The 26,458-nt window shown below is 62.7% G+C and carries 25 protein-coding genes, 3 pseudogenes and 1 riboswitch; of the genes and pseudogenes, 10 read left to right on the top strand and 18 right to left on the bottom strand.

The annotated features are described in order from the left end of the window. Positions 1–9 precede the first annotated feature (9 nt). From ribE to ACF8R4_RS24995, 8 genes are all read left to right on the top strand, one after another. Positions 10–486, top strand: coding sequence for a 6,7-dimethyl-8-ribityllumazine synthase (ribE, locus tag ACF8R4_RS25030; protein WP_003255395.1), 477 nt, complete (start codon positions 10–12; stop codon positions 484–486). Next, positions 483–983 (top strand): transcription antitermination factor NusB, encoded by a 501-nt coding sequence (gene nusB, locus ACF8R4_RS25025; protein ID WP_003255393.1) that lies wholly within the window; start codon positions 483–485, stop codon positions 981–983. Before ribE ends, nusB begins: the two co-directional genes overlap by 4 nt. 18 nt (positions 984–1,001) lie before the next feature. After that, positions 1,002–1,970 (top strand): thiamine-phosphate kinase, encoded by a 969-nt coding sequence (thiL, locus tag ACF8R4_RS25020; RefSeq protein WP_156867948.1) that lies wholly within the window; start codon positions 1,002–1,004, stop codon positions 1,968–1,970. After that, the gene (locus tag ACF8R4_RS25015) at positions 1,967–2,470 is read left to right on the top strand and encodes a phosphatidylglycerophosphatase A (protein WP_003255391.1); all 504 of its coding nucleotides are present in this window, start codon (positions 1,967–1,969) and stop codon (positions 2,468–2,470) included. The genes thiL and ACF8R4_RS25015 overlap by 4 nt, the downstream gene beginning before the upstream one ends. Positions 2,471–2,486: 16 nt before the next feature. Next, a complete protein-coding gene (locus ACF8R4_RS25010) occupies positions 2,487–3,230 on the top strand; it encodes an ABC transporter substrate-binding protein (RefSeq protein ID WP_104833535.1) in 744 nt (247 codons plus the stop codon). Positions 3,231–3,365: 135 nt separating this feature from the next. After that, positions 3,366–3,983 carry a GTP cyclohydrolase II gene (gene ribA, locus ACF8R4_RS25005; protein WP_012270291.1) on the top strand — a complete coding sequence of 206 codons (618 nt, stop codon included), beginning with the start codon at positions 3,366–3,368 and terminating at the stop codon, positions 3,981–3,983. Next, positions 3,980–4,399 (top strand): hypothetical protein, encoded by a 420-nt coding sequence (locus tag ACF8R4_RS25000; RefSeq protein WP_060499539.1) that lies wholly within the window; start codon positions 3,980–3,982, stop codon positions 4,397–4,399. The genes ribA and ACF8R4_RS25000 overlap by 4 nt, the downstream gene beginning before the upstream one ends. Next, positions 4,399–5,211, top strand: a complete 813-nt coding sequence (locus ACF8R4_RS24995) for a cobalamin-binding protein (protein WP_060499538.1) — start codon at positions 4,399–4,401, stop codon at positions 5,209–5,211. The genes ACF8R4_RS25000 and ACF8R4_RS24995 overlap by 1 nt, the downstream gene beginning before the upstream one ends. On the opposite strand, the pseudogene ACF8R4_RS24990 reads toward ACF8R4_RS24995, so the two are convergent. The 5 genes and pseudogenes from ACF8R4_RS24990 to ribB all read right to left on the bottom strand — a co-directional run. Further along, positions 5,189–5,974: pseudogene (locus ACF8R4_RS24990) on the bottom strand (TonB-dependent receptor domain-containing protein); the annotation flags it as partial. The gene ACF8R4_RS24995 and the pseudogene ACF8R4_RS24990 overlap by 23 nt on opposite strands. 262 nt (positions 5,975–6,236) lie before the next feature. Beyond that, the gene (dxs, locus tag ACF8R4_RS24985; RefSeq protein ID WP_104833534.1) at positions 6,237–8,132 is read right to left on the bottom strand and encodes a 1-deoxy-D-xylulose-5-phosphate synthase; all 1,896 of its coding nucleotides are present in this window, start codon (positions 8,130–8,132) and stop codon (positions 6,237–6,239) included. Positions 8,133–8,239: 107 nt separating this feature from the next. Then, complete coding sequence (gene ispA / locus ACF8R4_RS24980; RefSeq protein WP_060499535.1) at positions 8,240–9,127, bottom strand: (2E,6E)-farnesyl diphosphate synthase; 888 nt, start codon at positions 9,125–9,127, stop codon at positions 8,240–8,242. Further along, the gene (locus tag ACF8R4_RS24975; RefSeq protein WP_060499534.1) at positions 9,124–9,366 is read right to left on the bottom strand and encodes an exodeoxyribonuclease VII small subunit; all 243 of its coding nucleotides are present in this window, start codon (positions 9,364–9,366) and stop codon (positions 9,124–9,126) included. Before ACF8R4_RS24975 ends, ispA begins: the two co-directional genes overlap by 4 nt. Positions 9,367–9,502: 136 nt before the next feature. Beyond that, positions 9,503–10,153 carry a 3,4-dihydroxy-2-butanone-4-phosphate synthase gene (gene ribB, locus ACF8R4_RS24970; protein WP_016715363.1) on the bottom strand — a complete coding sequence of 217 codons (651 nt, stop codon included), beginning with the start codon at positions 10,151–10,153 and terminating at the stop codon, positions 9,503–9,505. Positions 10,154–10,234: 81 nt separating this feature from the next. Then, positions 10,235–10,376, bottom strand: a riboswitch (FMN riboswitch). A gap of 158 nt (positions 10,377–10,534) precedes the next feature. On the opposite strand from ribB, the gene ACF8R4_RS24965 reads away from it, so the two are divergent. Beyond that, on the top strand, positions 10,535–11,521 hold the full coding sequence (locus ACF8R4_RS24965) for a zeta toxin family protein (protein WP_060499533.1): 987 nt from the start codon (positions 10,535–10,537) through the stop codon (positions 11,519–11,521). 47 nt (positions 11,522–11,568) lie between these two features. On the opposite strand, the pseudogene ACF8R4_RS24960 reads toward ACF8R4_RS24965, so the two are convergent. From ACF8R4_RS24960 to ACF8R4_RS24900, 13 genes and pseudogenes are all read right to left on the bottom strand, one after another. Beyond that, positions 11,569–11,751, bottom strand: a pseudogene (locus tag ACF8R4_RS24960) (alpha/beta hydrolase); the annotation flags it as partial. Further along, positions 11,752–12,093, bottom strand: a pseudogene (locus ACF8R4_RS24955) (cytochrome c); the annotation flags it as partial. It abuts the pseudogene before it with no gap. 9 nt (positions 12,094–12,102) lie between these two features. Beyond that, positions 12,103–12,978 (bottom strand): copper resistance protein B, encoded by an 876-nt coding sequence (locus tag ACF8R4_RS24950; RefSeq protein ID WP_392493668.1) that lies wholly within the window; start codon positions 12,976–12,978, stop codon positions 12,103–12,105. Positions 12,979–13,004: 26 nt separating this feature from the next. Further along, entirely contained in the window at positions 13,005–14,726 is a 1,722-nt protein-coding gene (locus ACF8R4_RS24945; RefSeq protein ID WP_392493667.1) for a copper resistance system multicopper oxidase, read from the bottom strand. A 404-nt stretch (positions 14,727–15,130) separates the two neighbouring features. After that, positions 15,131–15,832: an XRE family transcriptional regulator gene (locus ACF8R4_RS24940; RefSeq protein WP_060499530.1), complete on the bottom strand. Its 702-nt coding sequence runs from the start codon at positions 15,830–15,832 to the stop codon at positions 15,131–15,133. A 186-nt stretch (positions 15,833–16,018) separates the two neighbouring features. Next, positions 16,019–16,546, bottom strand: coding sequence for an inorganic diphosphatase (gene ppa / locus ACF8R4_RS24935; RefSeq protein ID WP_003255365.1), 528 nt, complete (start codon positions 16,544–16,546; stop codon positions 16,019–16,021). Between the two features lie 93 nt (positions 16,547–16,639). Continuing rightward, positions 16,640–17,455, bottom strand: coding sequence for a zinc-dependent peptidase (locus ACF8R4_RS24930; protein ID WP_060499529.1), 816 nt, complete (start codon positions 17,453–17,455; stop codon positions 16,640–16,642). A 9-nt stretch (positions 17,456–17,464) separates the two neighbouring features. Beyond that, positions 17,465–18,112 carry a DedA family protein gene (locus tag ACF8R4_RS24925; RefSeq protein WP_016715375.1) on the bottom strand — a complete coding sequence of 216 codons (648 nt, stop codon included), beginning with the start codon at positions 18,110–18,112 and terminating at the stop codon, positions 17,465–17,467. A 186-nt stretch (positions 18,113–18,298) separates the two neighbouring features. Beyond that, the gene (locus ACF8R4_RS24920) at positions 18,299–18,757 is read right to left on the bottom strand and encodes a GNAT family N-acetyltransferase (RefSeq protein WP_104833530.1); all 459 of its coding nucleotides are present in this window, start codon (positions 18,755–18,757) and stop codon (positions 18,299–18,301) included. Between the two features lie 108 nt (positions 18,758–18,865). Further along, entirely contained in the window at positions 18,866–19,684 is an 819-nt protein-coding gene (gene eutC, locus ACF8R4_RS24915; protein WP_060499527.1) for an ethanolamine ammonia-lyase subunit EutC, read from the bottom strand. Between the two features lie 8 nt (positions 19,685–19,692). After that, a complete protein-coding gene (locus ACF8R4_RS24910) occupies positions 19,693–21,087 on the bottom strand; it encodes an ethanolamine ammonia-lyase subunit EutB (RefSeq protein ID WP_060499526.1) in 1,395 nt (464 codons plus the stop codon). 46 nt (positions 21,088–21,133) lie between these two features. After that, a complete protein-coding gene (gene eat, locus ACF8R4_RS24905) occupies positions 21,134–22,582 on the bottom strand; it encodes an ethanolamine permease (protein WP_060499525.1) in 1,449 nt (482 codons plus the stop codon). 114 nt (positions 22,583–22,696) lie between these two features. Beyond that, complete coding sequence (locus ACF8R4_RS24900) at positions 22,697–24,217, bottom strand: aldehyde dehydrogenase family protein (protein WP_060499524.1); 1,521 nt, start codon at positions 24,215–24,217, stop codon at positions 22,697–22,699. Between the two features lie 256 nt (positions 24,218–24,473). On the opposite strand from ACF8R4_RS24900, the gene ACF8R4_RS24895 reads away from it, so the two are divergent. Next, the gene (locus ACF8R4_RS24895) at positions 24,474–26,393 is read left to right on the top strand and encodes a sigma-54-dependent Fis family transcriptional regulator (RefSeq protein ID WP_060499523.1); all 1,920 of its coding nucleotides are present in this window, start codon (positions 24,474–24,476) and stop codon (positions 26,391–26,393) included. Positions 26,394–26,458: the final 65 nt, after the last annotated feature.

Genomic DNA, 26,458 nt, shown 5'->3' with positions numbered 1-26,458 from the left:
AATATCGGAATGACCCTGAAGACCATCGAAGGTACCTTCATCGCCCCCAAAGGTCGCTATGCTTTGGTGGTTGGCCGCTTCAACAGCTTCGTCGTCGAAAGCCTGGTAAGCGGTGCCGTTGATGCCCTGGTACGCCACGGTGTCAGCGAAAGCGACATCACCATCATCCGTGCCCCGGGTGCATTCGAAATCCCGCTGGTGGCACAGAAGGTCGCCCAGCAAGGCGCCTACGACGCGATCATCGCCCTGGGTGCCGTGATCCGTGGTGGTACCCCGCACTTCGAATACGTGGCGGGCGAATGCACCAAGGGCCTGGCCCAGGTATCCATGGAGTTCGGTGTTCCGGTGGCCTTCGGCGTACTGACCGTCGACTCCATCGAGCAAGCCATCGAACGTTCCGGCACCAAGGCCGGCAACAAAGGTGCTGAAGCTGCCCTGTCCGCTCTGGAAATGGTCAGCCTGCTGGCGCAGTTGGAGGCCAAGTGATTAGCGACGAAAGCGATCGTTTCAACCCGCGCGATCCAAAACCTGCGGATGCCGGCAAGCCCTCGAAGAGCGCCAAGCGCCGCGAAGCCCGCAAGCTCGCGACCCAGGCCCTGTACCAGTGGCACATGGCCCAGCATTCGCTGAACGAGATCGAAGCGCAGTTCCGGGTGGATAACGATTTCACCGATGTCGACGGTGCCTATTTCCGCGAGATCCTGCATGGGGTCCCGGCAATCAAGGGCGAAATCGACAAGGCGCTGGTGCCTTGCATGACCATCGCACTGGAAGAGCTCGACCCGGTCGAACTGGCCGTGCTGCGTCTGTCCACCTGGGAACTGATCAAGCGCGTCGATGTGCCTTACCGCGTCGTGATCAACGAAGGTGTCGAGCTGGCCAAGGTCTTCGGTGCCACTGATGGCCACAAGTTCGTCAACGGCGTGCTGGACAAGCTCGCTCCGGCCCTGCGTGAAGCAGAAGTCAAGGCGAACAAGCGCTGATTCCGGCGCTGCCTGCCCATGGGTGAGTTCGAGCTGATCAACCATTACTTCGCCGCCGCGCCCTGTGCGCAGGGCGGCGAGGGCGTGGCACTGGGGATCGGTGACGATTGCGCCCTGCTGCAGCTTCCCCCGGGTGAGCAACTGGCGGTGTCGACCGATACCCTGGTCGCCGGGGTGCATTTTCCTGCTGTCTGCGATCCGCTTCTGCTCGGCCAGCGCTCGTTGGCCGTGGCGGCCAGTGACCTGGCGGCCATGGGTGCGACCGCAATCGGCTTCACCCTCGCCCTGACCCTGCCGGATGTTGGCCCATACTGGCTGGCCGCCTTTGCGGACGGCCTAAGCCGCATGGCCCACCGCTGCCGCATGAGCCTGATCGGGGGGGATACCACCCGGGGGCCACTGAGCATCACCGTTACCGTGTTCGGCCGCGTGCCGGCTGGCCAGGCGTTGCGCCGCAGCGGTGCACGGCCAGGCGACTTGCTGTGCGTCGGCGGGGTTTTGGGCAAGGCCGCCGGTGCATTGCCGCTGGTACTGGGTGAGCGCGAGGCGCCCGCCGAGCTGGCTGAGTCGCTGCTTGCCCATTACTGGTCGCCGATGCCGCAGCTCACCCTGGGCACGCTGCTGCGCGGCCAGGCCACCGCAGCGCTGGACATCTCCGATGGCCTGCTCGCAGATTGTGGGCATATCGCCAAGGCGTCCGGCGTGGCGCTGGAGATGAACCTGGATCAGGTGCCAGTGTCTCCTGCTGTAGAGGCCTTCCTCGGCCGCGAGGCGGCAGTGCAGGCTGCGCTTGCGGGTGGCGACGATTACGTGCTGGCCTTCACGCTGCCGCCTGAGGCGCTGGCGCCCTTGGCCAACCTCGGTTTCGTCGAGGTGCATACCATTGGCCGTGTGCTCGAAGGGCAGGGTGTGACCTTGCGCGACGCGCAGGGCCGGGACATCACCCCCGTTCAGCGGGGCTATCAACACTTTAGGGAGACACCGTGACCGATCACCCCAACCAGGTGCCTGCGGAGTTCGTTCCGCCTTCGGTCTGGCGCAACCCGTGGCACTTCATCGCCTTCGGCTTCGGTTCCGGCACCTTGCCCAAGGCCCCAGGCACCTGGGGTTCGCTGGTGGCCATACCGTTCATCCCGTTGTGGCAGATGCTGCCCGACTGGGGGTACTGGCTGCTGCTCGGCGTGAGCATGCTGTTTGGCTTCTGGTTGTGCGGCAAAGTCGCCAATGACTTGCGTGTACACGACCATGAAGGCATTGTCTGGGATGAGATTGTCGGCATGTGGATCACCCTCTGGCTGGTGCCGGAAGGCTGGCAGTGGCTGCTGGCAGGGTTCCTGATGTTCCGCTTCTTCGACATCCTCAAGCCGTGGCCGATCCGCTGGATCGACCGCCATGTGCACGGGGGCGTCGGTATCATGCTCGACGATATCCTGGCCGGCGTGTTCGCCTGGCTGGGCATGCAGGTTCTGGTGTGGGCGGTTGCCTGAAACAGGGAGCGCGTGAATGGCCATAAGGACTGTGCTGCTGGCAATGCTGCTGAGTGTTGCCCCGTGGGTGACAGCTGCTGACGGTGTGCCGAAGCAGATACATTTGGTCAGTGAAGAGTGGCTCGACTATACCAACGCCGACGGTACCGGGGTCGCCTGGGACGTGCTGCGCAAGGTGTTCGAGCCGGCCGGGGTCAAGGTGGTGACCCAGAGCGCGCCCTACAGCCGGGCGGTCGGGTTGGTGAAACGGGGCGAGGCTGATGCCTGGGTGGGTTCGTACAAGGCAGAGAACGACGATAACCTTTACCCGCGCTGGCACTTCGACATGGACCATATCTACGCCTTGGGGCTGGCCAGCAAGCCTGTGCCCACCCCTGAGAACGTGGGTAAATACCGCCTGGCGTGGGTACGCGGCTATGACTACGCCAGCTATCTGCCCAATGTGCATGACTTCCGGGAAGTTCAGCGCCGCGAAGGCATCTTGCCGATGCTTGAGCATGACCGGGTGGATTTCTATATCGATGCGCTGACCGAGGTTGACTACGTGCTCGGCCAAAGCTCCCAGCCTGAGCGCTTCCGTCGCACGCATGTGGCCGAGCTGCCGCTGTACCTGGCCTTTACCCGTAACGACCAGGCCAAAGCCTTGAGCGACCTGTTTGACAAGCGCATGGCCGAGTTGGTGCGCAGTGGCGAACTGAAGCCGATCTTCGAGCGCTGGAAGCAGCCGTATCCGTTCACTTCGGATAGCAAACCGCACTGAAGCCAGGGCCGGGCCTGGATAGCCTAAGCATCGAACTTTTCGATCTTAAGCCACGGTATTCAGCCAGCCCACATCCCCCAACCTGCTGATACAATCGGCTCACGAGAAATTTCCTACTTATTCCAGGAGCACAACGTGCCCGTCGTCTTTGTTGCCGCCTCTAAACTCCCGACGCCTTTCGCGACTTTCACCATGCATGGCTTTCTCGACGAAGCCACTGGCCGTGAGCACGTTGTGCTCAGCCTGGGTGACATCGCGGACGGTCAGCCGGTGCTGGGGCGTCTGCACTCCGAGTGCCTGACCGGCGATGCCCTGTTCAGCCAGCGCTGCGACTGCGGCTCTCAGCTGGAAGCCGCGCTGCAGGCCATCGCCCGTGAAGGCCGTGGCGTGCTGCTGTACCTGCGCCAGGAAGGCCGTGGCATTGGCCTGCTGAACAAGATCCGCGCCTACGAGCTGCAGGATGGCGGCGCCGACACCGTCGAAGCCAACGAGCGCCTGGGCTTTGCCGCCGACCAGCGCGACTATGCCATGTGCCTGCCGATGCTGGAGCACCTGGGCGTGAAGTCGCTGCGGCTGATGACCAACAACCCGCGCAAGGTCAAAGCCCTGACCGACATGAACATCGTGGTTGCCGAACGTGTGCCGCTGCACACCGGCCACAATCCGCACAACCGCTACTACCTGGCGACCAAGGCCGGCAAACTGGGCCACATGCTGGGCAACGAACACCAAGGCGAGGCGCCCCAGGCGTGACCCGCACCGAGGTCAAGCGGCGCCTGGCGCTGGCCTGGTGGCAGTACCTGGCGGTGGGCCTGGTGCCGCTGCCGGTGATGGCCTGGGCCTTTGGTGGCGGTGACGCACTGATCCCGGTGCTGGCCATGCCACTGTTCATTGCCGGCGCGGCGACCATGTTCCTCAGCCTGCCGCGTTTCGGGGCTTACAAGCGGGCCCTGATCGCCACCTCCAAGGTGCTTGGCACGGGCGAAGAGCCCGCCGCCTGGATCGAACTGGCGCGGGTTCGGCGCTTGGCCATGCTGTATGCCTGCTTCCCGGCCTGGGTCGCTGCGCTGTCGGTGCTGGTCGGACTGGAAGCGGTGCCGCAGATCCTGCTGGCGCTGTCCACCGTGGTGGTGCTGTACCTCTATCGCATTCCGCGTCAGCTCGGTTAATGCGCCTGCTGGCCGGCCTTCTGGTGCTGGTAGCCTGCACCGCACTGGCCGCTGAACCCATGCGGGTCGTCAGTCTGGCGCCGTCGATGACTGAAATCATGCTCGAACTGCAGGCCGACGACCTGCTGGTGGGTGTGCTTGACGGTGGTGAACGGCCGGCGGCGCTGCGCGACCTGCCCTCGGTGGGGCGCCAAGGGCAACTGGACATGGAGCGCCTGCTCAGCCTGCGCCCTGACCTGTTACTGCTGTGGCCTGGCAGCGTGCCGCCCGCCCAGCGCGACCAGCTCAAGCGCCTGGGCATTGCGACTTTCAGTGCCGAACCCCATGACATCAAGCAACTAATTGAGCAGATCGAGGCCATTGCCGGGCGCGTCGGGCGTGCCGAGCAAGGCCATCAGTACGCCCAGGCCCTGCGGGAGCGGTTGGGGCAGCTGCGTCAGCAGTATCGGCGCGATGAGCCATTGCAGGTGTTCTATCAGGTCTGGGACCGCCCCTTGTACACCTTGGGTGGCCGGCAGGTGGTCAGCGATGCCTTGGCCGTGTGCGGGGCGCGCAATGTGTTCGCCGACCTCAGTCAGCCGGCGCCACAGGTGAATGTGGAGTCTGTGCTGCTGCGCAACCCGCAGGTCATCCTGGCTGGCGATCAGGCGCAGCTTGCGAGCTGGAAGGCCTGGCCGCAACTGCGTGCGGTTGCCGATGGCCGCTTGCTGGTGGTACCTGACAAAGGCCTGGAGCGCCCCAGCGGGCAGATGATCGAAGCCACCGCCCGCCTGTGCGCGTTGCTCGCGGCTAAAGCGCCGGCGTCCAGGTAAGGCTGAACAGCAGCGTACGGCCTTCTTCGCGGTACGGGTGGTAGGCGCCTTCATAGCTGTAAAGGGCACGGTTGTAGGCGCGGTCCAGCAGGTTATCCAGCTTTGCTTCCAGTTTCACTTCATCCGTGGCTGCCCAGCTACCGCGCAAACCGAGCAGGCCATAGCCGCCGATGCGGTTGCGGTTGGCTTCATCGTCATAGCTACTGCTGACTGCTTGCCAGCTTGCCCCCACGCTGAAACGCCCCAGTTCACGGTCCAGGTCCAGGCTCAGTGCGCGGCGGGCACGGCGGGCGAGGGTGTGGCCGCTGTCGCGGTCACGCGGGTCGATCAGTGCCAGGCCCAGCTGGCTGCGCCACGGGCCCCATTGTTGCGCCAGGGCCATCTCGAAACCGTTGATGCGTGCCGAGGCGACATTGCGGGGTATCGAGTCCTGGCCGAACACGATCGCATCGCGCAGGTCTGTGCGGTACAGCGAGGTTTCCAGGCGGCTGTCCGTGGTCAGCTGGCTGCGCCATTGCAACTCGTAGCTTCTGGAGTGCTCGGGGTCCAGGCCCGGGTTGCTGAACTGGGGGTAATACAGGTCATTGAAGGTTGGCGCCCGAAAGCCTTCGCTGTAGGACAGCAGCACGTCGTTCTGCGCATTCAACGGTACGGTCAGGCTGCCGCTCCAGGTGGTCTGTCCGCCGAACTGCTGGTTACGGTCAAGGCGCACGCCGACTTCGGTGGAGAATTGCTCGCCTTTGTAACGATGCTGGACGAATACGGGGTGAAGACGGTGTTCGCGGCGCTGGTGGCGGTGCGTGACTCGACCTGGCGGCTGGCGCTTATGAGTACGTCGGGGAGCTTGAGGGCGTCGTCGCGTTCGGCAGCCAGCAGCGGGAGAGGGAGGCAAAGCAGGGTGGCAAAGGTTGGGTTTCTCATTTTCTGCACCATAGCATTCGCGGGCACGCCCGTTCCCACAGGTAATCCACTGCTCTTAAGGCCGGAGATATACCTGTTAGAGCGGGCGTGCCCGCGAATAGGCCCTAGAGGCCGAGCTTGGCCATGCGGGCCTTCACCGAAGCTTCGATCCCCGCTGCATCCAGCCCACACTCAGCCAGCATTTGCGCAGGCTTGGCATGCTCGACATAGATGTCCGGCAGCCCCAGGTGCAGCAACGGTTTGACCACGGCTTCGTTGGCAAGGAACTCACCCACCGCAGCACCCGCGCCACCCATGATGGCGTTCTCTTCAATGGTCACCAGCAGCGAGTGGCTGCCAGCCAGCTCCAGCACCAAGGCTTCGTCCAGCGGCTTGACGAAACGCATGTCGACCACAGTCGCGTTGATCTGCTCGGCCACTTGCATGGCCTCGGCCAGTTGAACACCAAATACCAGCAGGGCGACGTTCTCACCTTGGCGACGAACCACGCCCTTGCCGATTTCCAGCGGTTCGAGGTCGCCGCTGATCGGCGCATTCGGGCCGGTGCCACGCGGGTAGCGAACAGCCGCCGGGCCGTTGTACAGGTGGCCGGTGCTAAGCATCTTGCGCAGCTCGTTCTCGTCGCTCGGGGTCATCACCAGCATGCCTGGGATGCAGCGCAGGTACGACAAGTCGTAGCTGCCCGCGTGAGTCGGGCCGTCTTCGCCAACCAGGCCGGCGCGGTCGATGGCGAACAGTACGTCGAGGTTCTGCACCGCCACGTCGTGGATCAGCTGGTCGTAGGCGCGCTGCAGGAAGGTGGAGTAGATCGCCACCACCGGCTTGCTGCCCTCGCAGGCCATACCGGCTGCCAGGGTGACGGCGTGCTGCTCGGCAATCGCTACGTCGAAGTAACGTTCTGGGTAGCGCTCGCTGAAGGCTACAAGATCCGAGCCTTCCTTCATCGCCGGGGTAATGCCCACCAGGCGGTTGTCGGCGGCAGCCATGTCGCACAGCCACTGGCCGAACACGGCAGAATATTTCGGCCCGCTGGCTTTTTTCGGCGCGGCAGGCTTGTCGGCCGGCTCCAGCTTGGTGATGGCGTGGTAGCCGATCGGGTCAATCTCGGCCGGGGCGAAGCCCTTGCCCTTCTTGGTCACCACATGCAGGAACTGCGGGCCTTTCAGGTCTCGCATGTTGCGCAGGGTGGCGATCATGGTCGGCAGGTCGTGGCCGTCGATCGGGCCGATGTAGTTCCAGCCCAGCTCTTCGAACAGGGTCCCGGGGGCGAGCATGCCCTTGGCGTACTCCTCGGTGCGACGGGCAATTTCCCAGGCGCCGGGCAGGCGCGACAGCACTTTCTTGCTGCCTTCGCGCATGCTCGAGTAGGTGCGGCTGGAGAGAATCTTGGCCAGGTAGTTGGACAGGCCACCGACATTGCGCGAAATCGACATGTCGTTGTCGTTGAGGATCACCAGCATGTCGGCGTTGACCTCCTGGGCGTGGTTCAACGCCTCGAAGGCCATACCGGCGGTCAGCGCACCATCCCCGATCACCGCAATCGACTTGCGTGCGCTGTTTTGCAGGCGGGCGGCAATGGCCATGCCCAGTGCGGCGCTGATCGAGGTGCTGGAGTGGCCAACGCCAAAGGTGTCGTACTCGCTTTCGCTGCGGCGCGGGAAGGCGGCGATACCGTCCTTCTGGCGCAGGCTGAGCATGCGGTTACGGCGCCCGGTGAGGATCTTGTGCGGGTAGGCCTGGTGGCCGACGTCCCACACCAGTCGGTCGTCCGGGGTGTCGAATACGTAGTGCAGGGCGATGGTCAGCTCGATCACGCCCAGGCCGGCACCAAAATGCCCACCGGTCTGACCCACGGTGTAGAGCAGTTCCTGGCGCAGTTCGTCGGCCAGGGTCTCCAGGTCGGCTTCGGCCAGCCGGCGCAGGCCGGCAGGCGTGTCAGCGCGGTCGAGCAACGGCGTGACCGGGCGTTCGCGGGGGATCTCTTGAAACGTCGTGGGCATCAGGCGAGTCGTTATAGGTGTGTGAAGACGCGGCAGTTTACCCCATTGTAGGAAAAGCTGCCCATTCATGCGGGTGGCAGTTGGGGCCGCTCTGCAGCCCCAATCAATCAGTTACGGCGTTCGACAATGTAGCGCGCCAACGCCCGCAGCGGCTCGGCCTTTTCGCCGAACCCATCCAGTGCGACCAGCGCCTGGTCGCGCAGTTCGATCGCATAGGTCTTGGCCGCTTCCAGCCCTAGCAGTGCCGGGTAGGTCGGTTTGTCACGGGCTATGTCAGCGCCCTGGCGTTTGCCCAGGGTGGCGGTGTCGCTTTCAACGTCGAGGATGTCGTCCTGCACCTGGAATGCCAGGCCGATAGCCTGTGCGTAAGTTTGCAGGGCATCCAGCTGCGCCTGTTCCGCATGGGCGCTGGCCAGGGCTCCGAGACGTACGCTGGCTTCAATCAGCGCGCCAGTCTTGTGCCGGTGCATGAACTCCAGCGCCTGCTGGTCCAGCTTCAGGCCAACCGAGCCGAGGTCGATGGCTTGGCCACCGACCATACCAGCCGGGCCGGCAGCTTTGGCCAAGGCCTGGACCATGGCCAGTCGAATGCTGTCGCTCTGCGGGCTCAGGCGCGGGTCGAGCAGGGCGCTGAACGCTAGGCTCTGCAAGCCGTCGCCAGCCAGAATGGCGCAGGCTTCATCGAAGGCTTTGTGAGTGGTCGGCTGGCCGCGACGCAGGTCGTCGTCGTCCATGGCCGGCAGGTCGTCATGCACCAGCGAATAAGCGTGAATCAGTTCGACCGCGCAGGCTGCGCCGTTGGCTTGTTCGGCCGGGGCACCCAGGGCTTCGCAGGCTGCATAGGCCAGCAATGGGCGCACACGCTTGCCGCCGTTCATCACGCTGTAGCGCATGGCGGCATAAAGGCGTTCCAGCTCTTTGGTCGGGGCGACGAACAGGGGTTCGAGGGCTGCGTCGACACGCGCCTGGCAACTGGCCTGGTAGGTGCCGATCATGCTTCTGGCTCCGCGTCGAAGGGCTGGGCAGCCAGCTCGCCATCGCGCTCCAGCAGAATTTGGACCTTCTGTTCGGCCTGGGCCAGGGCACTTTGGCAATCACGGGTCAGGGCGATGCCTTGCTCGAAGGCGGCCAGCGACTCTTCCAGCGACAACTCGCCGTTCTCCAGGCGCTCGACCAGTGCTTGCAGGTCTGCGAGGGATTGCTCGAAATCGAGGGAGGCTTTTTTGCGGGCCATGGCGACTGTCTCGGTGGCATGTCAGAACGGCGCGACACTAGCAGAGCGGGGCGGGGGGAGCAAACTTCAGGGGTAATGAGGCGGGTTTCAAAGGCCCTTTCGCGGGTAAACCCGCGAATGGCCCCAAGGTGATCTATCAGGCAGGCTCGGCTTCCCGCTCCAGCATCGCCTCCCGATACCGCGCCAGCTCCTCGATGGTCAGCACCGGCAAGTTGTACTGCCGCGCATACACCGCTACCTGCTCGCCACGGGCCATGCTGCCATCGGGGTTCATCAGCTCGCACAGCACCGCCGCAGGGCGCAGGCCGGCCAGGCGTGCCAGGTCCACCGAGCCTTCAGTGTGCCCACGGCGGGTCAACACCCCGCCATTGCGGGCGCGCAGCGGGAACACATGCCCTGGGCTGACGATATGGCGTTGTTCGGCGCTGGAACGCAATGCTGCGCCAATGGTGGTGATGCGGTCCTGGGCAGAAACCCCGGTGGTGATGCCTTCTGCCGCTTCGATGGTGACGGTGAAACCGGTGCCGTGGCGGGCCTGGTTGTTCTGCACCATCGGCGCCAGTTGCAGTTCGTCAACGGTGGCTTCGTCCAGGCACAGGCAGACGATGCCGCTGCAGTCGCGGATCATCATGGCCATGGTCTGCAGCGTGATGTTTTCGGCAGCCGCAATGATGTCCGCTTCGTCTTCGCGGTCGTCATCATCAAGCAGCAATACAGGGCGCCCGGCCTGGAAGGCGGCGATGGCGGCAGAAACATTGGGGAATTGCGGGTGGTGAAGGGTGGACATGAAACGCTCCTCGTGAATGATCGATGAACGTCTCGGGGCGAACAAAATGCGCGCGCAGGGGCGCCCGGATAGGCCCCTGCCTGACGCCTTCTTTCATCCGGACTATGACCGTCGGCTCTGGAGTCGCACCAGATCTGCTGACCCCCGGCATGGCCGGGGCGCTCGCGGGCTCATCTTTCGATTTACCGCCGGTGGGGACTTTCACCCCGCCCTGAAGACCGGCCAAGCATAACGCACATGGCCACCTCACTGGCAACCCACGCGTCTACGACCTTCGGCGGGCTGGCCAGAGATGCCATAGCCATCTACCACACGGTACGTCATCGCAACTTCTAAAGTGCCGGGCAGCCCGCTTGGGGCAGATACTTGAGGATTGCAGATATGGCCACGCTTTACCCGTTCACTGCCAACGACGTGACAGATGCCTTTGCCGTGCTCGACAACACGCTCTTCGACAAGGCACGTGAGGCTGATGGGCCTGACAGTGACCCCACCCCGAACATGCTAATCGTTGCGGGGGCGCAAGGGTCGGGCAAGACTTACTTGCTGGAGAAGCAGTTGCTACCCAGCAAGCGCTACGAGAACCATGTGCGGCTTTATTTGCCTGAGTTCCGCAAACTGCACCCGCACTACGCACAGATGAGCGAGCACGGTGTGTTGCATGTTTACCAACACACCGAAGCCTTCGTCAGAGCGCTGAGCGGCAAGGTTTTCGAGTATGCCTTCGCCAACCGCTACAACATCATCATGGAGTCGGCACTGGACGATGAAGCGTTCGCCGGTTTCCCGCCTGCTGCCGTAGAGGCAGGTTACCGCTTCGAGATTCACATGATTGCCTGCAAAGAGGAGTTCAGCCACTGGGCAACCCTCGACCGTGGCGTTAAAAGTGTCGTCAAGGGTGAAATCGAGCGGTTCGTGGCGTTGTCGCAGATCCAGGCTTCCCAGGCGAATGCCCGGAAGATCCTGAACGCTTTTGAAAGTGCCTGCCTACAGGCACCCGGGTCGCAAGTGACGCTTTATGAACGAGGCTTCGAGACGGATCAGCAGAGCAAAGTGCTGTGTCACAGCCGGTGTGATGCCCAGGGTGTGCTGACCCCACAGGCGGACTACGATGGCCAGCCGTTCTTCCGGGCGCCTTACCACGACACACCTGTTGAAATCCGGCGCAGCCCTGAGGGCAGTGGTTCTGGCGTTTACCTTCAGTTCTTCCAGGTTGTGCATGCCAGCATGCTCGATGAGCCGGTGCGCCAGCAGATGGTCGCGGCATGCTGCAAGACGCTTGGCCGGACACCAGATCTTGTAGCCCGGATTCCCAGGGATGCCTTCCGTGAGCTGAGCCAGTACGTGCTCAAGTACATCTATCCTTGACGATGCGACGGAGCAGCAGGCCGGAGCGGGATTCCCTGTTATCTGGCCTACTGCTCGATCACCGCGTTCAAGGAAGCCCCCAGCATTTGCCCATGATCCAGCCCATCGAACCGTTCGAAGCGCACCTGAAGGCTTTTTACCTTGGCCAGATCCGCCGCCAGCTCGCGCGCGGGCTTCTCGACATCGCCTTTAAGCTGCGCCCTGGGTTTCGAGGGTTCTTCGCTGCCCCGGTCACCGCTGGCGCCGAGCTTGCTCGGATCTTGGGGCGACGGGTACAGCGCTTGGCTCAGCTCGGTCTTTTCGACGCCAGGGGCCAGATGGCAACCAATGCACATGGCATTGTAGTTACCGGCGCCGATGCGAATCAGGTTTTCATTCTTGAGGTTCGGTACCTCGATATCCCTGGCCCGTACCTCGATGGAGCGATCCCTGGCCATGGCCAGAAAGGCATGCACGGCCGGGAAATGGGGATCATCAGCCCCGACGTTCACCAGGCCAAAGTCAGCTGCGCCCAATACGCCGGCACCGGCGACGGCGCCTGCTGCTGCAAGCGTTCTAATTGTTTTTTTCATCTCGGGCTCTCAAAACCACATGCGGATGCCGGCAATGAAACGCGCTTCATCCACATCGCCGCCCTCGTCGCGGATGAAATCGGCCGTTCTGCCATAGGAACGGTTCCAGGTGATGCCTATGTAAGGTGCGAACTGGCGAACAATTTCATACCGTAGCCGCAGCCCGACCTCCGTATTGGCCAGGCCAGAGCCCACACCGCGCTCAGGGTCGTTCTTGCCATAGAAATTGGCTTCGGCGGTGGGCTGAAGAATCAGGCGATTGGTCAGCAGAATGTCGTAGTCGCCTTCCAGGCGCGCGGCGGTTTGACCGTTCTCACCCAGGAACGCGGTGGCTTCGGCCTCGAAGCCGTAAAGCGCCATGCCCTGGATACCGAATGCAGCCCAGGTCTGCGGGGATTGCGGTTTGAAATCCTGGCGCACCCCGGCAACCACATCCCACCAGGGGCTGACAGCGCGGCCATAGAGCAACTGCAACTCGGCATCTTCGGTGACGCCGTTGGTGCGTTCGCCTTCGGAGCGAAACCACACCCGGTTGATATCGTCGCCGACCCACCCGGTAGCATCCCAGGCCAGGGTGCTTCCCTCGTCTGCATCCTGATACTCAAGCTGGTCCAGCAAGAAGAAGCTATTGAGTGCGCTGTCGTGCACCTGATGCCCTCCCAGCGGGGGGAATGCCGCCTGCCGGTCTGCATCCGTCAATTCGGGAATCGGCGTTCGGCTGGGCGTCGCAGGGGTGGCAGCACCATGGTTCATCTTCGAGTGATCCATGCTTCTATGATCCATGCCCTTCATCGCGCCATGGTTGTCGCTGGACCACGACGACGGGGCGTAGACAGCCAGCAGGCCTGCGGTGGTAGCAGAGAGGAAAATTGCGCTTTGCTTCATAGGTTTTTTCATCTCGGACTTCCCGCTCATTCGTCCACGCGGACTTCTCGGAACATGCCCATTTCCATGTGGAACAGCAGGTGGCAGTGATAGGCCCAGCGCCCCAAGGCATCCGCAGTCACGCGGTAACTTCGCTTCGAGCCAGGCGGCATGTCGATGGTGTGCTTGCGCACCATGAAGTTGCCGTTCTCATCCTCCAGGTCGCTCCACATACCATGAAGGTGGATGGGGTGAGTCATCATGGTGTCGTTGACCAAGGTGATACGAAGGCGCTCCCCGTATTTGAGACGCAGCGGCTCGGCATCGGAAAACTTGACCCCGTCGAACGACCAGGCGAACTTTTCCATGTGGCCTGTGAGGTGCAACGCGAGGGTGCGGCCAGGTTCTCGGCCGTCGGGATCAATGAAGGTGCTGCGCAGGTCCGCATAGGTCAGCACACGGCGGCCGTTGTTACGCAGCCCGATGCCCGGGTCGCTCAGTTTCGGCGTCGGGCTCATCGTCTGCATGTCGACCAAGGGGTTGTTGGTCTCTGAGTCAGGATGGCGCTGCATGGCCCCACTCATGCCGGCCATCTGGCTGTGGTCCATGCCGGCCATGCTGCCATGGTCCATCCCCGCCATGCCGCTGTGATCCATACCCATGTCGCTCATGGAAATCAGCGGGCGTGGATCAACAGCTGGAACAGCCGCTTGCAAGCCTTCGCGGACAGCCAACGTTCCCCTGGCATAGCCGGTACGGTCCATGGATTGAGCAAAGAGGGTGTATGCCTGCTCATCTTCGGGCTCGACAATCACATCGTAGGTTTCAGCAACCGCGATACGGAACTCGTCGACCGATACCGGCTTCACATTTTGCCCATCCGCCGCAACCACGGTCATCTTCAGGCCGGGAATACGCACGTCGAAATACGTCATGGCGGAGCCGTTGATGAAGCGCAGGCGAATTTTTTCGCCAGGCTTGAATATCCCCGTCCAGTTGCCGCCCGGTGTCTGGCCATTCATGAGGTAGGTGTAGGTGTACCCGCTCACGTCCGCGAGATCGGTGGGGCTCATGTTCATTTCGGCCCACATCGTGCGATCAGCCACCGCAGCGGACCAGCCCATTTCGCACACGTCGTTGACGAAATCACCCACCGTCCGTTTGTGGAAGTTGTAGTAGTCAGACTGTTTCTTGAGCTTGGACAGCACCCGGGCAGGGTCTTCATCCGTCCAGTCGCTGAGCATCACCACGTAATCCCGGTCATAGGTGAACGGCTCGGGTTCTTTCGCATCGATGACCAGCGCGCCGTACACCCCAACCTGTTCCTGGAAGCCTGAGTGGCTGTGGTACCAGTAGGTGCCGTTCTGATGGACTTTGAACCTGTACTCATACAGGCCATCCGGGGCGATGCCATCGAAGCTCAGGCCTGGCACGCCATCCATGTTGGCCGGCAAGATGATGCCGTGCCAGTGGATGGAGGTGTCCTGCTTCAAACGGTTGCGCACGCGAAGCGTAACGGTATCGCCTTCGCGCCAGCGAAGCGTTGGGCCAGGTATAGAGCCGTTGATGGCCATCGCTGTGCGCGTTGTGCCGGTGATATTGACCGGCAGTTCACCGATGTACAGGTCGAAGTCGCTGCCCGTCAGCACGGTTGGCTGGCCAGGGCTGTTCAAGGCCCACACCGGCGTGCGCCACATGCCCAACCCGCCGAGCAGTCCGGTAGCGGCCAGGCCTTTGACGAAGGTGCGTCTTGTGGTTTTGCTTTGCATGCCGTTGCGTCCAGTCGTGTGGAGTGCGGATATCCTGGCTGCTGGATGTCGCAGCCCACGACCAAACTAGCGAGTTGCCGCTGTCAGAAAACTGAGTTCGACATTACTTTTTCGTCAGCTTCTCGAAGGGGGGAGGCAGGCTGCAGAGGGCTTGGGATGGCTTTCGGCGAGGCATTAAAAAGCCGGCTTGTGGCCGGCTTCTCGGGGACGCTTCCGACTAATTTATGGTAAGCCGCAATCGCCTTAACTGAGTGGCCATCAAGGGCCTGAAAGAAATGGCAGATGCCCGTGTGGGATATCGCCAGAGCCCTCTGGACCGCGGCTTGCGCAGGTCGGGGCTGAATGTGCCGCGTAGCATACAAGGGCACGCGCAGGATGCCCAGCAAAAAATGGCACAGGGTGTTTCAGCCAGGCCGCTGTTGGCGGAAATGCGACCAGTGAAACACCCAGCCAAGAATTTCCAGGCCCTGCGCCTGGCACTGTGCGGGGGTGTAGCGTTCGACTGCGTAGTTGCGCCGGTCATGGCTGTGCAGGTACAGCGTACCGTGCTGGCCAAGGCTGAGGTTGTTCACCCTGAGCATGCCGTTGTGCAGCAGGGCATAGGTTTCGCCCTCTACCACTCGGGTCATGCCCAGGTCGATGGCCAGGCTGGCATTCAGCGGAATCAGCGGCAGCATGTTGCTGGCCGGCATCGCCAGGCAGATCGCATTGGCAGCATGCACACCCAGCCCCCTCAACGCTTTTGCCGGCAAGCGCAGGTGTTTGCTGGCCACCGGCGACAGCAGGCCTTGTTGCAACTGGTAGTAGGGCACCTTAACTGCCCGGCCATGTTCCACCGACAGCGGAGAGGGCGGGTTGACGGGCGTCGGCCGGGGCGCGCCGCTGCGCAGGATCGGGTTGGGATGTTTGGGCCCTTCTCCGGTGCGTAGCCAACGGCGATGCACGCAGAACAAGTCGGCCAGTTCGTCCAGCCGGGCCAAAGGCACACCCCGTTTGAACCAGTTGTTGACGTGCTGCGGTGTGACGCTGCGTTGGGCGGCAAAATCGGAAGGGGTCAGGCCACATTCGTGGAGCAGGGCTTTGAGGCGGTCGCCGGAAGTGTTCATGCTGGCGAGTGTAGCGGCGGGGGGGCAGCAAGCATATGAACCGGGTGTTGACAGGGGTTGTACGAAAAGGGGTGGTTTGTAGGGAGTTGATGTAGGACTGCGTAGGATTTATTACCAGTAACCTGAGCATCGCCCGTGCAGGCATAAAAAAACCCCGCCATGGCGGGGTTCTTCCTGCAACCGGTATCAGCCTTTGTAGGCAGCAACCGATTTGGTGATCGCGGCACGGGCGGCGTCGGCGCCTTCCCAGCCTTCGATCTTGACCCACTTGCCCTTCTCGAGATCTTTGTAGTTGGCAAAGAAGTGCTCGATCTGCTGGATCAGCAGGGCTGGCAGGTCGGTGTATTCCTTCACGTCAACGTACAGCTGCGACAGCTTGTCGTGAGGAACAGCGATGACCTTGGCGTCGCCGCCGCCGTCGTCGGTCATGTTCAGCACGCCAACCGGACGGGCGCGGATAACCGAGCCTGGCGCTACCGGGTAAGGGGTAACAACCAGCACGTCCAACGGGTCACCGTCGTCAGCCAGGGTGTTCGGGATGAAGCCGTAGTTGGCTGGGTAGAACATTGGGGTAGCCATGAAACGGTCGACGAACAGGGTGTCGCTGTCCTTGTCGATCTCGTATTTGATCGGCGCGTGGTTGGCCGGGATCTCGATGGCGACGTAGATGTCGTTCGGCAGGTCTTTGCCCGCCGGAATCTTGCTGTAGCTCATTGGGCAGTGCCCCCGTGTTTGACCAAAAAAGTGGCGGCGATTATAGGCACATTCTGCCGGGGCATGCCACGCCTGGCCTGATGTGCGGCCCCGTCAGGCGTGGCTTTCGCGGTATTCGGGGTGTTCTGCCTGTAGCCGGCGCAGGCGCGCCAGCGGGTCTTGCCGGTAGAACAGCGACAACTGGCGGTAGACCAATGGATAAGCCTGCTGCAGCAGGTCGGGGGCACTAAAGAAGTATTCGCTGGTGACAGCAAAGAATTCTGCCGGGTTTTCCGCGGCATAGGGGTCGATGGCGGTTTCGGCGTCGGGGTTGGCGTCCAGCTGGCGGTTGAGGTCGTCGTAGGCCTGTTGCATGGCCGTTGCCCACTCATCCACCGGCATGCCGCTGTGCAGCGGGGGCAGGCCGTTGGCATCGCCATTGAGCATGTCGAGCTTGTGCGCCAGCTCATGGATGACGAGGTTGTAGGCCTCCCAGCCGCCGCTGGCCAGCACGCCGTTCCAGGCCAGGATGATCGGCCCCTGCTGCCAGGCTTCGCCGCTGTGCTCGCCGTCCCAGACGTGCTCCACGCCACTGGCATCGCGGTGGCGCTGGGGGCTTTTGAAGTCGTCGGGGTACAGGATAATTTCGTGGAAGCCCTGATACCAGTTCAGCTCGCCCAGGTGCAGCAGTGGCAGTTGCGCCTGGGCGGCCAGCAGCAGGCGCTGCTCGTCGTCCAGTTCGACGCCGGGCAGGCAGGTGAGGTGCTTGTCGAGCAGGAACAGGATGCAGGCTTCGCGCAGCCAGTGGTCTTCGGCGTCACTGATGCCGTCCAGCATCGGCAGGCGCTCGCGTACAGCCTGCCATTGCTGGGGGGAGATGGGGTAGCGCGCCAGGGTGCGCTTGCGCCGCCAGGCGCTGAACGACCACATGAGTGGCGGTCAGTGAGCCTTGGCGGCCCGGCCCAGGCGGCCGCGCAGCAGGCCGAGGATCATCGGCACCAGCGACAGGATGATGATGCCCACCACCATCAGCGACAGGTGTTGCTTGATGAACGGCACGTTACCGAAGAAGTAACCCAGGGTAACCAGGCCTCCCACCCACAGCAGCGAACCGGCGATGCTGAAACCGAGGAAGCGTGGGTAATGCATGTGTGCGATGCCGGCGACGAACGGTGCAAAGGTACGCAGGATGGGCAGGAAGCGCGCCATGGTCACGGTCTTGCCGCCGTGGCGTTCGTAGAAGTCGTGGGTACGCTGCAGGTAATCGCGGCGGAAGATTTTCGAGTTGGGGTTGTTGAACAACCGCTCGCCGGCCGTTCGCCCTATCACGTAGTTGGTACTGTCCCCCAGAATGGCGGCAGCCATCAGCAGGCCGGCCAGCAGTACCGGGTCCATGCCACCACCAGCGGCCACGGCGCCAGCGATGAACAGCAGCGAATCGCCTGGCAGGAAAGGCATTACCACCAGCCCTGTTTCACAGAAAATGACGGTGAACAGGATGGCGTAGATCCAGGGACCGTAATTGGTGACCAGCAGATCGAGGTAGGCATCGAGATGCAGGATAAGGTCCAGCGGGTTGAAATCCATGTACAGCACCTGTGTTCTGGGGCGTAGGCTCGGTTACCTGGGGATGGGTAAATTTTCACACATGACAGATGGGGCATTATACGGCTAAGTCGCGAACATGCCCGGGGAGTTTGTAGCGGGGGGTTACGGCGGGGGTATTCCTGTACCGGCCTCTTCGCGGGTTTACCCGCGAAGAGGCCGGTACAGTCAATCCTGGGTGATCGGCAGGATGTAGCTCTTGAACTCGGTATCTTCACGAAACCCGATGGATTCGTAAGTCTTGTGCGCGACCTCATTGTCCGCGCTGGTCGAAACCCGCATGCGCACGGCGTTGGTCTCTTTCGCCATTTTCTTCGCCTCACGCATCAGGTGGTCAGCCACCAGCATGCGCCGCGAGTCTTCGGCCACGTAGATGTCGTTGAGTATCCATACCCGCTTCAGCGATAGCGACGAGTAGCTGGGGTACAACTGGCAGAAGCCCATCAGCTTGCTGTCGTCATCATCCGGTAGCGCCAGGTAGATCACCGATTCATCCCGTTTCAGGCGCTTTTCCAGAAAGCTGCGCGAGCTGTCGGGGTAGGGCAACTGCCCATAGAACTCACGGTATCTGACGAACAGTGGCGTGAGCAGGTCGAGGTGTTCCAGGGTTGCCTTGATGATGCGCATGTGCGGCCCTCAGAGTCCATTTAGGGAAACAGCGGAATGCCTGCAGCGTTCAAGGGCATGCTGCCCAATGCGCGTCACAAGTGCAATCCGCCTTCCGTGACATGTTTTTTACCCTTTGCCGAGCAGGAAGTTGCCTTTCTGGTTGGCGCTGTCTTCACTCTCCAGGCTATGGACCTCGGCTTCGTCCTTCAGATTCACCCCGGAAAGCTGGCGTTTGCAGGCTTCGCGCATCAGGTACAGCAAGCGGTGCGCCGCCATGCCATAGCTCAGGCCCTCCAGGCGGATGTTGGAAATGCAGTTACGGTAGGCATCGGTCAGGCCGACCTTCGGCGCGTAGGTGAAATACAGGCCCAGGCTGTCTGGTGAGCTGAGCCCTGGGCGTTCGCCGATCAGCATCACGGTCATCCGTGCGCCCAGCAGTTCGCCGACCTCGTCTGCCACTGCCACGCGGCCCTGCTGCACCAGCACCACAGGGGCGCTGGTCCAGCCATCAGCCGCCGCTTGCTCCTCGAAACGGCTCAGGAACGGCAGGGTGTGGCGATGAACAGCCAGCGCCGACAGGCCATCGGCAACCACGATGGCCAGGTCGACGCCGCCGGGGTTGGCCTGTGCGTGCTGGCGCAGGGTGGCAATCGAGTCTTCGTTGAGCCGCCGGCCCAGGTCCGGGCGCTGCAGGTACTGGTGGCGGTCGCTGGCGGCACTGTGCAGTACCAGGCTGTCACGGCCACGGTCACTCAGTTGGGTCGCCAGGCCGGCGTGGTCGAAGGCCAGGTGCACGGCATCGCGGGCCTGGGCATGGGCGAACTGGAAGTCCAGCTGCGCCCCGGTCGGCAGGCTGGTGCCGGTGCGGCCCAGGGCGATGCGTGCCGGGGTCAGGGTGCGCAGGGCCAGCCAAGGGTTGTCGGGGGTAGGTGTGCGAGGGTCCATGGTCATCCCTATGCAAGCTGTGCCAAGGCCTGGCGGAAGGCCGGCGGCAGGTTGTCACCAAAGCGCACCCGGCCATCGGCCTGGGTGAAGATGCCGGTGCGGGCCAGCCACGCTTCGAATTCCGGCCCGGGCTTCAGGCCCAGGGTCTGGCGTGCGTACAGCGCGTCGTGGAACGAGGTGGTCTGGTAGTTGAGCATGATGTCGTCGGAACCGGGGATGCCCATGATGAAGTTGATCCCGGCCACCCCCAGCAGGGTCAGCAGGGTGTCCATGTCGTCCTGGTCGGCTTCGGCGTGGTTGGTGTAGCAGATATCGCAGCCCATCGGCACGCCCAGCAGCTTGCCGCAGAAGTGGTCTTCCAGGCCGGCGCGGATGATCTGCTTCCCGTTGTACAGGTACTCCGGGCCGATGAAGCCGACCACAGTGTTGACCAGAAACGGCTTGAAGTGGCGGGCCACGGCATAGGCGCGGGTTTCGCAGGTTTGCTGGTCGACCCCATGATGGGCGTTGGCCGACAGCGCGCTGCCCTGGCCGGTTTCGAAGTACATCAGGTTTTGCCCGAGGGTGCCGCGCTTCAGCGACAGGCCCGCTTCGTAGCCTTCCTGCAGCACGTTCAGGTTGATGCCAAACCCGGCGTTGGCCGCCTCGGTACCGGCGATGGACTGGAACACCAGGTCCAGCGGCACGCCACGGTTGATCGCCTCGATCGAGGTGGTGACGTGGGTCAGCACGCAGGCCTGTGTAGGGATGTCGTAACGCTGGATGATGGCGTCGAGCATTTCCAGCAGGGCGCAGATCGAGGCGATGCTGTCGGTAGCCGGGTTGATGCCGATCATGGCATCGCCGTTGCCGTACAGCAGGCCGTCGAGAATGCTGGCGGCGATACCGGCCGGCTCGTCGGTCGGGTGGTTGGGCTGCAGCCGGGTCGACAGGCGCCCGCGCAGGCCCATGGTACCGCGAAAACGAGTAACCACGCGGATCTTCTGCGCTACCAGCACCAGGTCCTGCACACGCATGATCTTCGAGACCGCTGCTGCCATTTCCGGTGTCAGCCCGGGCGCCAGGGCGCGCAGGCTGTGTTCATCGGCCTCTTCGCTCAGCAGCCAGTCACGCAGGCCGCCCACGGTCAGGTGGCTGACCGGTGCGAACGCTTGGGCATCGTGGGTATCGACGATAAGGCGGGTAACCTCGTCATCTTCGTAAGGGATCAGCGCTTCATTGAGAAAGTGCGTCAGCGGGATATTGGCCAGCGCCATCTGCGCGGCGACGCGTTCGCCGTCGTTGCTGGCCGCAACGCCTGCCAGGTAGTCCCCGGAGCGCGCCGGGCTGGCCTTGGCCATCACTTCCTTGAGGCTGTCGAAGCGGTAGACCAGGTGACCGACCGTGTGTACGAAACTTGCCATACAGAATCTCCAGAGCCGCAGGTTGCCCTGCGGCGGGTGGCGGCGATCAGTGCAGGGCCTCTTCGGCCTTCTGGATCGCGGCGAATTCCTCTTCCGGTGTGCCCGCAACCAGGTGATGGCGGCTGTAGAAAGCAAAGTAGGCAATTAATACCGCATAGATCACTGCGGCGCCAATCACCACCCGTGGGTCGACCAGGAAGCCGGCAATCACAGCGATGCAGGCCAGCACCAGCGCCACGCCCGAGGTAAAGATGCCACCGGGGGTGCGGTATGGGCGTTCCATCTTCGGCCGGCGGATGCGCAGGGTGATGTGCGCGGCCATCATCAGCACATAAGACAGGGTAGCGCCGAATACGGCGACCAGAATCAGCAGGTCACCCTGGCCGGTCAGCGACAGGGCAAAGCCGATGATGCCGGGGATGATCAAGGCCAGTACCGGCGCCTTGCTTTTGTTGGTTTCCGACAGTTTGCGTGGCAGATAGCCGGCGCGGGACAGCGCGAAGATCTGCCGGGAATAGGCGTAGATGATCGAGAAGAAGCTGGCGATCAGCCCGGCCAGGCCGACCAGGTTGACGAAGCCGCCCATCCAGGTGCTGCCGCCATAGGCTTTGGACAGTGCCTCGACCAGCGGGTTACCGGACGCTTTCAGTGCTTCGGAGCCTGCACCGCCGGGGCCGACGACCAGAATCAGCAGGGCGAAGGCCAACAGTACCAGCATGGCACCGATCAGGCCGCGTGGCAGGTCACGCTTGGGGTTCTTGGTTTCTTCGGCGGCCAGTGGCACACCTTCGACAGCCAGGAAGAACCAGATGGCATATGGAATGGCCGCCCACACGCCCACATAACCGAACGGCAGGAAGCTGCTGGCGCCCACCGCGTCCGTTTTGGCGATGTCGAACAAGTTGGCTGCATCAAAATGGGGCACCATGCTCACCAGGAACACCGCCAGGGCGATGGCGGCGATGGCGGTGATGATGAACATCAGCTTCAACGCTTCCCCAACACCGAAGATGTGAATACCGATGAACACGATGTAGAACACCAGGTAGATCATCCAGCCGCCGATGCCGAACAGTGACTGGCAGTAGGCGCCGATGAACACGGCAATGGCGGCAGGGGCGATGGCGTATTCGATGAGGATCGCCGTACCGGTCAGAAAGCCGCCCCACGGGCCGAAGGCGCTGCGGGCAAAGCCGTAGCCGCCGCCTGCGGTGGGGATCATCGACGACAGTTCGGCCAGCGAGAAGCACATGCACAGGTACATGGTGGCCATCAGCAAGGTGGCTAGGAACATGCCGCCCCAGCCGCCCTGGGCCAGGCCGAAGTTCCAGCCGGCATAGTCGCCGGAAATGACGTAGGCCACGCCCAGGCCGACCAGCAGTACCCAGCCGGCGGCGCCTTTTTTCAGTTCACGTTGCTGGAAATAGTCCGAGCCGACTTTTTCGAAGTCGACAGAAGAGCCTGCCGGCGAGCCGGCGGAATGATCGCTTGGCATAGTTTCACCTGTTCTTTTTCTTGGTGGCCGGAAGGGTTCCGGGCCGATGGTGATGGGTACTGCAGGAAGCGAGCCAGAGCGGTTCGTGCACGCGAACCGCTCTGGCTGACGGGCTTAGAAGAAGCCCAGCGGGTTAATGTCGTAGCTCACCAGCAAGTTCTTGGTTTGCTGATAGTGGTCCAGCATCATCTTGTGGGTCTCACGGCCAACCCCGGACTTCTTGTAGCCGCCGAACGCCGCATGCGCCGGGTACAGGTGGTAGCAGTTGGTCCACACGCGGCCAGCCTTGATCCCACGGCCCATGCGGTAGGCACGGTTGATGTCGCGGGTCCACACGCCGGCGCCCAGGCCGAACTCGGTGTCGTTGGCAATCGCCAGGGCTTCGGCTTCGTCCTTGAAGGTGGTGACGCTGACCACCGGGCCGAAGATTTCTTCCTGGAACACGCGCATCTTGTTGTTGCCCTTGAGCAGGGTCGGCTGGATGTAGTAACCGGTGGCCAGCGAGCCTTCCAGTTTTTCCACCTTGCCGCCGGTCAGAAGCTCGGCGCCTTCGTCCTGGGCGATCTGCAGGTACGACAGAATCTTCTCGAACTGCTGCTGGGAAGCCTGGGCGCCGACCATGGTGTCGGTGTCCAGCGGGTCGCCGCGTTTGATCTGTAGCACCTTCTTCATCACTACTTCCATGAACTGCGGGTAGATCGACTCCTGTACCAGTGCCCGGGATGGGCAGGTGCACACTTCGCCCTGGTTGAAGAACGCCAGCACCATGCCTTCGGCCGCCTTCTCGATGAAGCTCGGTTCGGCTTGCATGATGTCTTCGAAGTACACGTTCGGCGACTTGCCGCCCAGTTCCACGGTGGATGGAATGATGTTTTCGGCTGCACATTTCATGATGTGCGAGCCCACCGGGGTGGAGCCGGTGAAAGCAATCTTGGCAATGCGCTTGCTGGTGGCCAGGGCTTCACCGGCTTCGCGGCCAAAGCCTTGCACCACGTTGAGCACACCTTTTGGCAGCAGGTCGCCAATCAGTTCGACCAGCACGGTGATGCCCAGCGGGGTCTGTTCGGCAGGCTTGAGCACCACGCAGTTGCCGGCGGCCAGTGCCGGGGCAAGTTTCCAGGCGGCCATCAGGATCGGGAAGTTCCACGGGATGATCTGCCCGACCACGCCCAGCGGCTCGTGGATGTGGTAGGCCACGGTGCCTTCGTTGATTTCCGCGGCGCCGCCTTCCTGGGCGCGGATGCAGCCGGCGAAGTAGCGGAAGTGGTCGACCGCCAGCGGAATGTCGGCGTTAAGGGTTTCGCGGACCGGCTTGCCGTTATCCCAGGTTTCGGTAATCGCCAGCAGTTCGAGGTTTTGCTCGATGCGGTCGGCGATTTTCAACAGCACGTTGGAGCGGTCCTGCACTGAAGTGCGGCCCCAGGCGTCGGCAGCGGCGTGGGCGGCGTCGAGCGCCTTATCGATGTCTTCGGCAGTGGAACGGGGGAATTCGGCGATCAGCTTGCCATTCACCGGGGAGGTATTTTCGAAGTACTGCCCCTTTACCGGAGGAACGAACTCACCACCGATGTAGTTGCCGTAGCGGCTCTTGAAGGAAACCTTCGCGCCCTCGGTACCGGGATGTGCGTAACGCATGGTGTGTCTCCTGGCTGTTATGTTTGTTGAGGAGTTGGAAAGCGTAGAGCAAAGGTTGGGCCAGCGTTTCGCACACCAGGCAAATCAATGACTTGGGTCAGCTTCCAAGGCTCTGTGATTGGCCGCTGTACCAGCCCCGGTACGCGCGGGGGTGACACTTTGTGCCATTTGCGACACGTCACAGGCGGGTGCATTGCAAAGGCTTCCCGGGTGGAGGATGCTGGCGGAGCGCTCTATCTGCGGAGAACTACAACAAATGCAGAGCAATCCTTTCATTCGCCATGCCCAGCAAGTGCATACCGTTGCCCATGGTGGGGCTGGGGAGGGCGGCAGTGACCCGTCCATCGCCCGCTCCTGGCTGCGCTGCCTGGAGGACTACCACCTCGACCCTTCGGTGATCGAGGCGCCCGTGGTGCTTGAGCATGGGCGTTTGCTGGAAAGCCGCGAGCGCCTGCGCCAGGTGCTGCAAATTGCCGATCATGAAATGAACAGCCTGCACCAGCAGCTTTCCGGGGCCGGCCATGCGGTGCTGCTGACCGATGCCCGTGGGGTGATCCTGAATTGTGTCAGCGCGCCGACCGAGCGGCGCAGCTTCGAGCGCGCCGGGCTGTGGCTGGGCGCTGACTGGAGCGAGGCGCGCGAGGGCACCAACGGCATCGGCACCTGCCTGGTCGAGCGTCAGGCGTTGACCATTCACCAGAACGAGCATTTCCGTGGCCGCCACACTGGCCTGACCTGCTCGGCCAGCCCGGTGTTCGACCCGCATGGCGAACTGCTGGCGGTGCTGGATGTGTCATCGGCACGGCCTGACGTGTCGCGCCAGAGCCAGTTCCACACCATGGCGTTGGTGAACCTGTCGGCGAAGATGATTGAAAGCTGTTATTTCCTGCGCCACTTCGAGCAGCAGTGGCTGCTGCGTTTTCACCTGCAGGCCGAGTCGGTCGGCCTGTTCAGCGAAGGCCTGCTGGCGTTCGACGGCGATGGGCGGATCTGTGCTGCCAACCAGAGCGCGTTGAACCTGCTGGGCAGCGTGCGCGGTGGCGTGCTGGGCAAACCCGTGGAGCGCTTTTTTGCCTGTAGCCACGACGATCTGTTCAGCCGCGCCACCCCCGCTGGCAGCACGGTCTGGCCGCTGCATACGCTTGACGGTCGCCAGGTGTTTGCCAGCCTGCGCGGCAAGGCCCGAGCGCCGGTGTGGTCGGTGCCTGTTGCGCAACCCTTGCCCATGCACCCGATGGAACCGGCCATCTGCCTGCTCGACCCGGCTCTGCAGAACGAATTCCGCCGCAGCGTACGGGTGTTCGAGCGTGACGTGCCGCTGTTGCTGCGTGGTGAAACCGGTTGTGGCAAAGAAGCGTTTGCCCAGGCCGTGCACCAGGCCAGCGGGCGACGCGGCAAGCCGTTCATCGCCATCAACTGTGCCTCGATCCCGGAGAGCCTGATCGAGAGCGAGTTGTTCGGTTACCGAGGCGGCAGTTTTACCGGAGCACGCAAAGAAGGCATGCGCGGCAAGCTGCTGCAGGCCGACGGCGGCACCCTGCTGCTGGACGAGATCGGCGACATGCCGCTGGCCTTGCAAACCCGCCTGCTGCGGGTACTGGAAGAGCGCCAGGTGGTGCCCATCGGTGGCGAGCCGCAAGCGGTGGATGTACGTATTGTCAGCGCCACCCACCGCGACTTGCTGGAGCGTGTGGAGCAGGGCAGTTTCCGCGAGGACCTGTATTACCGCCTGAATGGCCTGGAGGTGGCGTTGCCGGCGGTGCGTGAACGCAGTGACAAAGCGCAGCTGCTGGACTTTTTGCTGCATCAGGAGGCGCAGGGGCAACGGGTCGATATCGAGCCCACGGCACGGCAGGCGCTGCTCGACTTCGCCTGGCCGGGAAATGTGCGGCAGATGCGCAATGTACTGCGTACCTTGGTGGCGCTTTGCGAGGATGCCCGAATCGTATTTGCGGATCTTCCAACCATCGTCCGCTCCCACAGGGCCTGCGTCGGATCCGAGAATGATGGTGAATTCGTGGGTGCCGAGGTATTGCAGGACGCGGAACGGCAAGCGCTGCTGGCCATGCTAGAGGCAAAACAATGGCACCTGACCCGTGTCGCCGAGCATCTGGGCATCAGCCGCAATACCTTGTATCGAAAACTGCGCAAACACGGCATCACCAGGGCCGACTGAGCGAAACAGCGGGTGCGATTTGTCGCGCCCTGGGCTACCCTGCCTCGATGTTTTGCGAGGTCAAC

It is taken from the genome of Pseudomonas sp. FYR_2 (assembly GCF_043106425.1).
GTDB lineage: Bacteria > Pseudomonadota > Gammaproteobacteria > Pseudomonadales > Pseudomonadaceae > Aquipseudomonas > Aquipseudomonas monteilii.
The sequence above is the reverse complement of the archived record's forward strand: the minus strand, read 5'-3'. Positions and strand labels throughout refer to the sequence as shown.

Excerpts from the sequence above, each read along its gene's own strand:
- ribE (WP_003255395.1), top strand. The coding sequence starts at position 10 with ATGACCCTGAAGACCATCGAAGGTACCTTCATCGCCCCCAAAGGTCGC.
- thiL (WP_156867948.1), top strand. The coding sequence starts at position 1,002 with ATGGGTGAGTTCGAGCTGATCAACCATTACTTCGCCGCCGCGCCCTGT.
- ACF8R4_RS25010 (WP_104833535.1), top strand. The coding sequence starts at position 2,487 with ATGGCCATAAGGACTGTGCTGCTGGCAATGCTGCTGAGTGTTGCCCCG.
- ACF8R4_RS24995 (WP_060499538.1), top strand. The coding sequence starts at position 4,399 with ATGCGCCTGCTGGCCGGCCTTCTGGTGCTGGTAGCCTGCACCGCACTG.
- dxs (WP_104833534.1), bottom strand. The coding sequence starts at position 8,132 with ATGCCCACGACGTTTCAAGAGATCCCCCGCGAACGCCCGGTCACGCCG.
- ispA (WP_060499535.1), bottom strand. The coding sequence starts at position 9,127 with ATGATCGGCACCTACCAGGCCAGTTGCCAGGCGCGTGTCGACGCAGCC.
- ACF8R4_RS24975 (WP_060499534.1), bottom strand. The coding sequence starts at position 9,366 with ATGGCCCGCAAAAAAGCCTCCCTCGATTTCGAGCAATCCCTCGCAGAC.
- ribB (WP_016715363.1), bottom strand. The coding sequence starts at position 10,153 with ATGTCCACCCTTCACCACCCGCAATTCCCCAATGTTTCTGCCGCCATC.
- ACF8R4_RS24965 (WP_060499533.1), top strand. The coding sequence starts at position 10,535 with ATGGCCACGCTTTACCCGTTCACTGCCAACGACGTGACAGATGCCTTT.
- ACF8R4_RS24950 (WP_392493668.1), bottom strand. The coding sequence starts at position 12,978 with ATGAAGCAAAGCGCAATTTTCCTCTCTGCTACCACCGCAGGCCTGCTG.
- ACF8R4_RS24945 (WP_392493667.1), bottom strand. The coding sequence starts at position 14,726 with ATGCAAAGCAAAACCACAAGACGCACCTTCGTCAAAGGCCTGGCCGCT.
- ACF8R4_RS24940 (WP_060499530.1), bottom strand. The coding sequence starts at position 15,832 with ATGAACACTTCCGGCGACCGCCTCAAAGCCCTGCTCCACGAATGTGGC.
- ppa (WP_003255365.1), bottom strand. The coding sequence starts at position 16,546 with ATGAGCTACAGCAAGATTCCGGCGGGCAAAGACCTGCCGAACGACATC.
- ACF8R4_RS24930 (WP_060499529.1), bottom strand. The coding sequence starts at position 17,455 with ATGTGGTCGTTCAGCGCCTGGCGGCGCAAGCGCACCCTGGCGCGCTAC.
- ACF8R4_RS24925 (WP_016715375.1), bottom strand. The coding sequence starts at position 18,112 with ATGGATTTCAACCCGCTGGACCTTATCCTGCATCTCGATGCCTACCTC.
- ACF8R4_RS24920 (WP_104833530.1), bottom strand. The coding sequence starts at position 18,757 with ATGCGCATCATCAAGGCAACCCTGGAACACCTCGACCTGCTCACGCCA.
- eutC (WP_060499527.1), bottom strand. The coding sequence starts at position 19,684 with ATGGACCCTCGCACACCTACCCCCGACAACCCTTGGCTGGCCCTGCGC.
- ACF8R4_RS24910 (WP_060499526.1), bottom strand. The coding sequence starts at position 21,087 with ATGGCAAGTTTCGTACACACGGTCGGTCACCTGGTCTACCGCTTCGAC.
- eat (WP_060499525.1), bottom strand. The coding sequence starts at position 22,582 with ATGCCAAGCGATCATTCCGCCGGCTCGCCGGCAGGCTCTTCTGTCGAC.
- ACF8R4_RS24900 (WP_060499524.1), bottom strand. The coding sequence starts at position 24,217 with ATGCGTTACGCACATCCCGGTACCGAGGGCGCGAAGGTTTCCTTCAAG.
- ACF8R4_RS24895 (WP_060499523.1), top strand. The coding sequence starts at position 24,474 with ATGCAGAGCAATCCTTTCATTCGCCATGCCCAGCAAGTGCATACCGTT.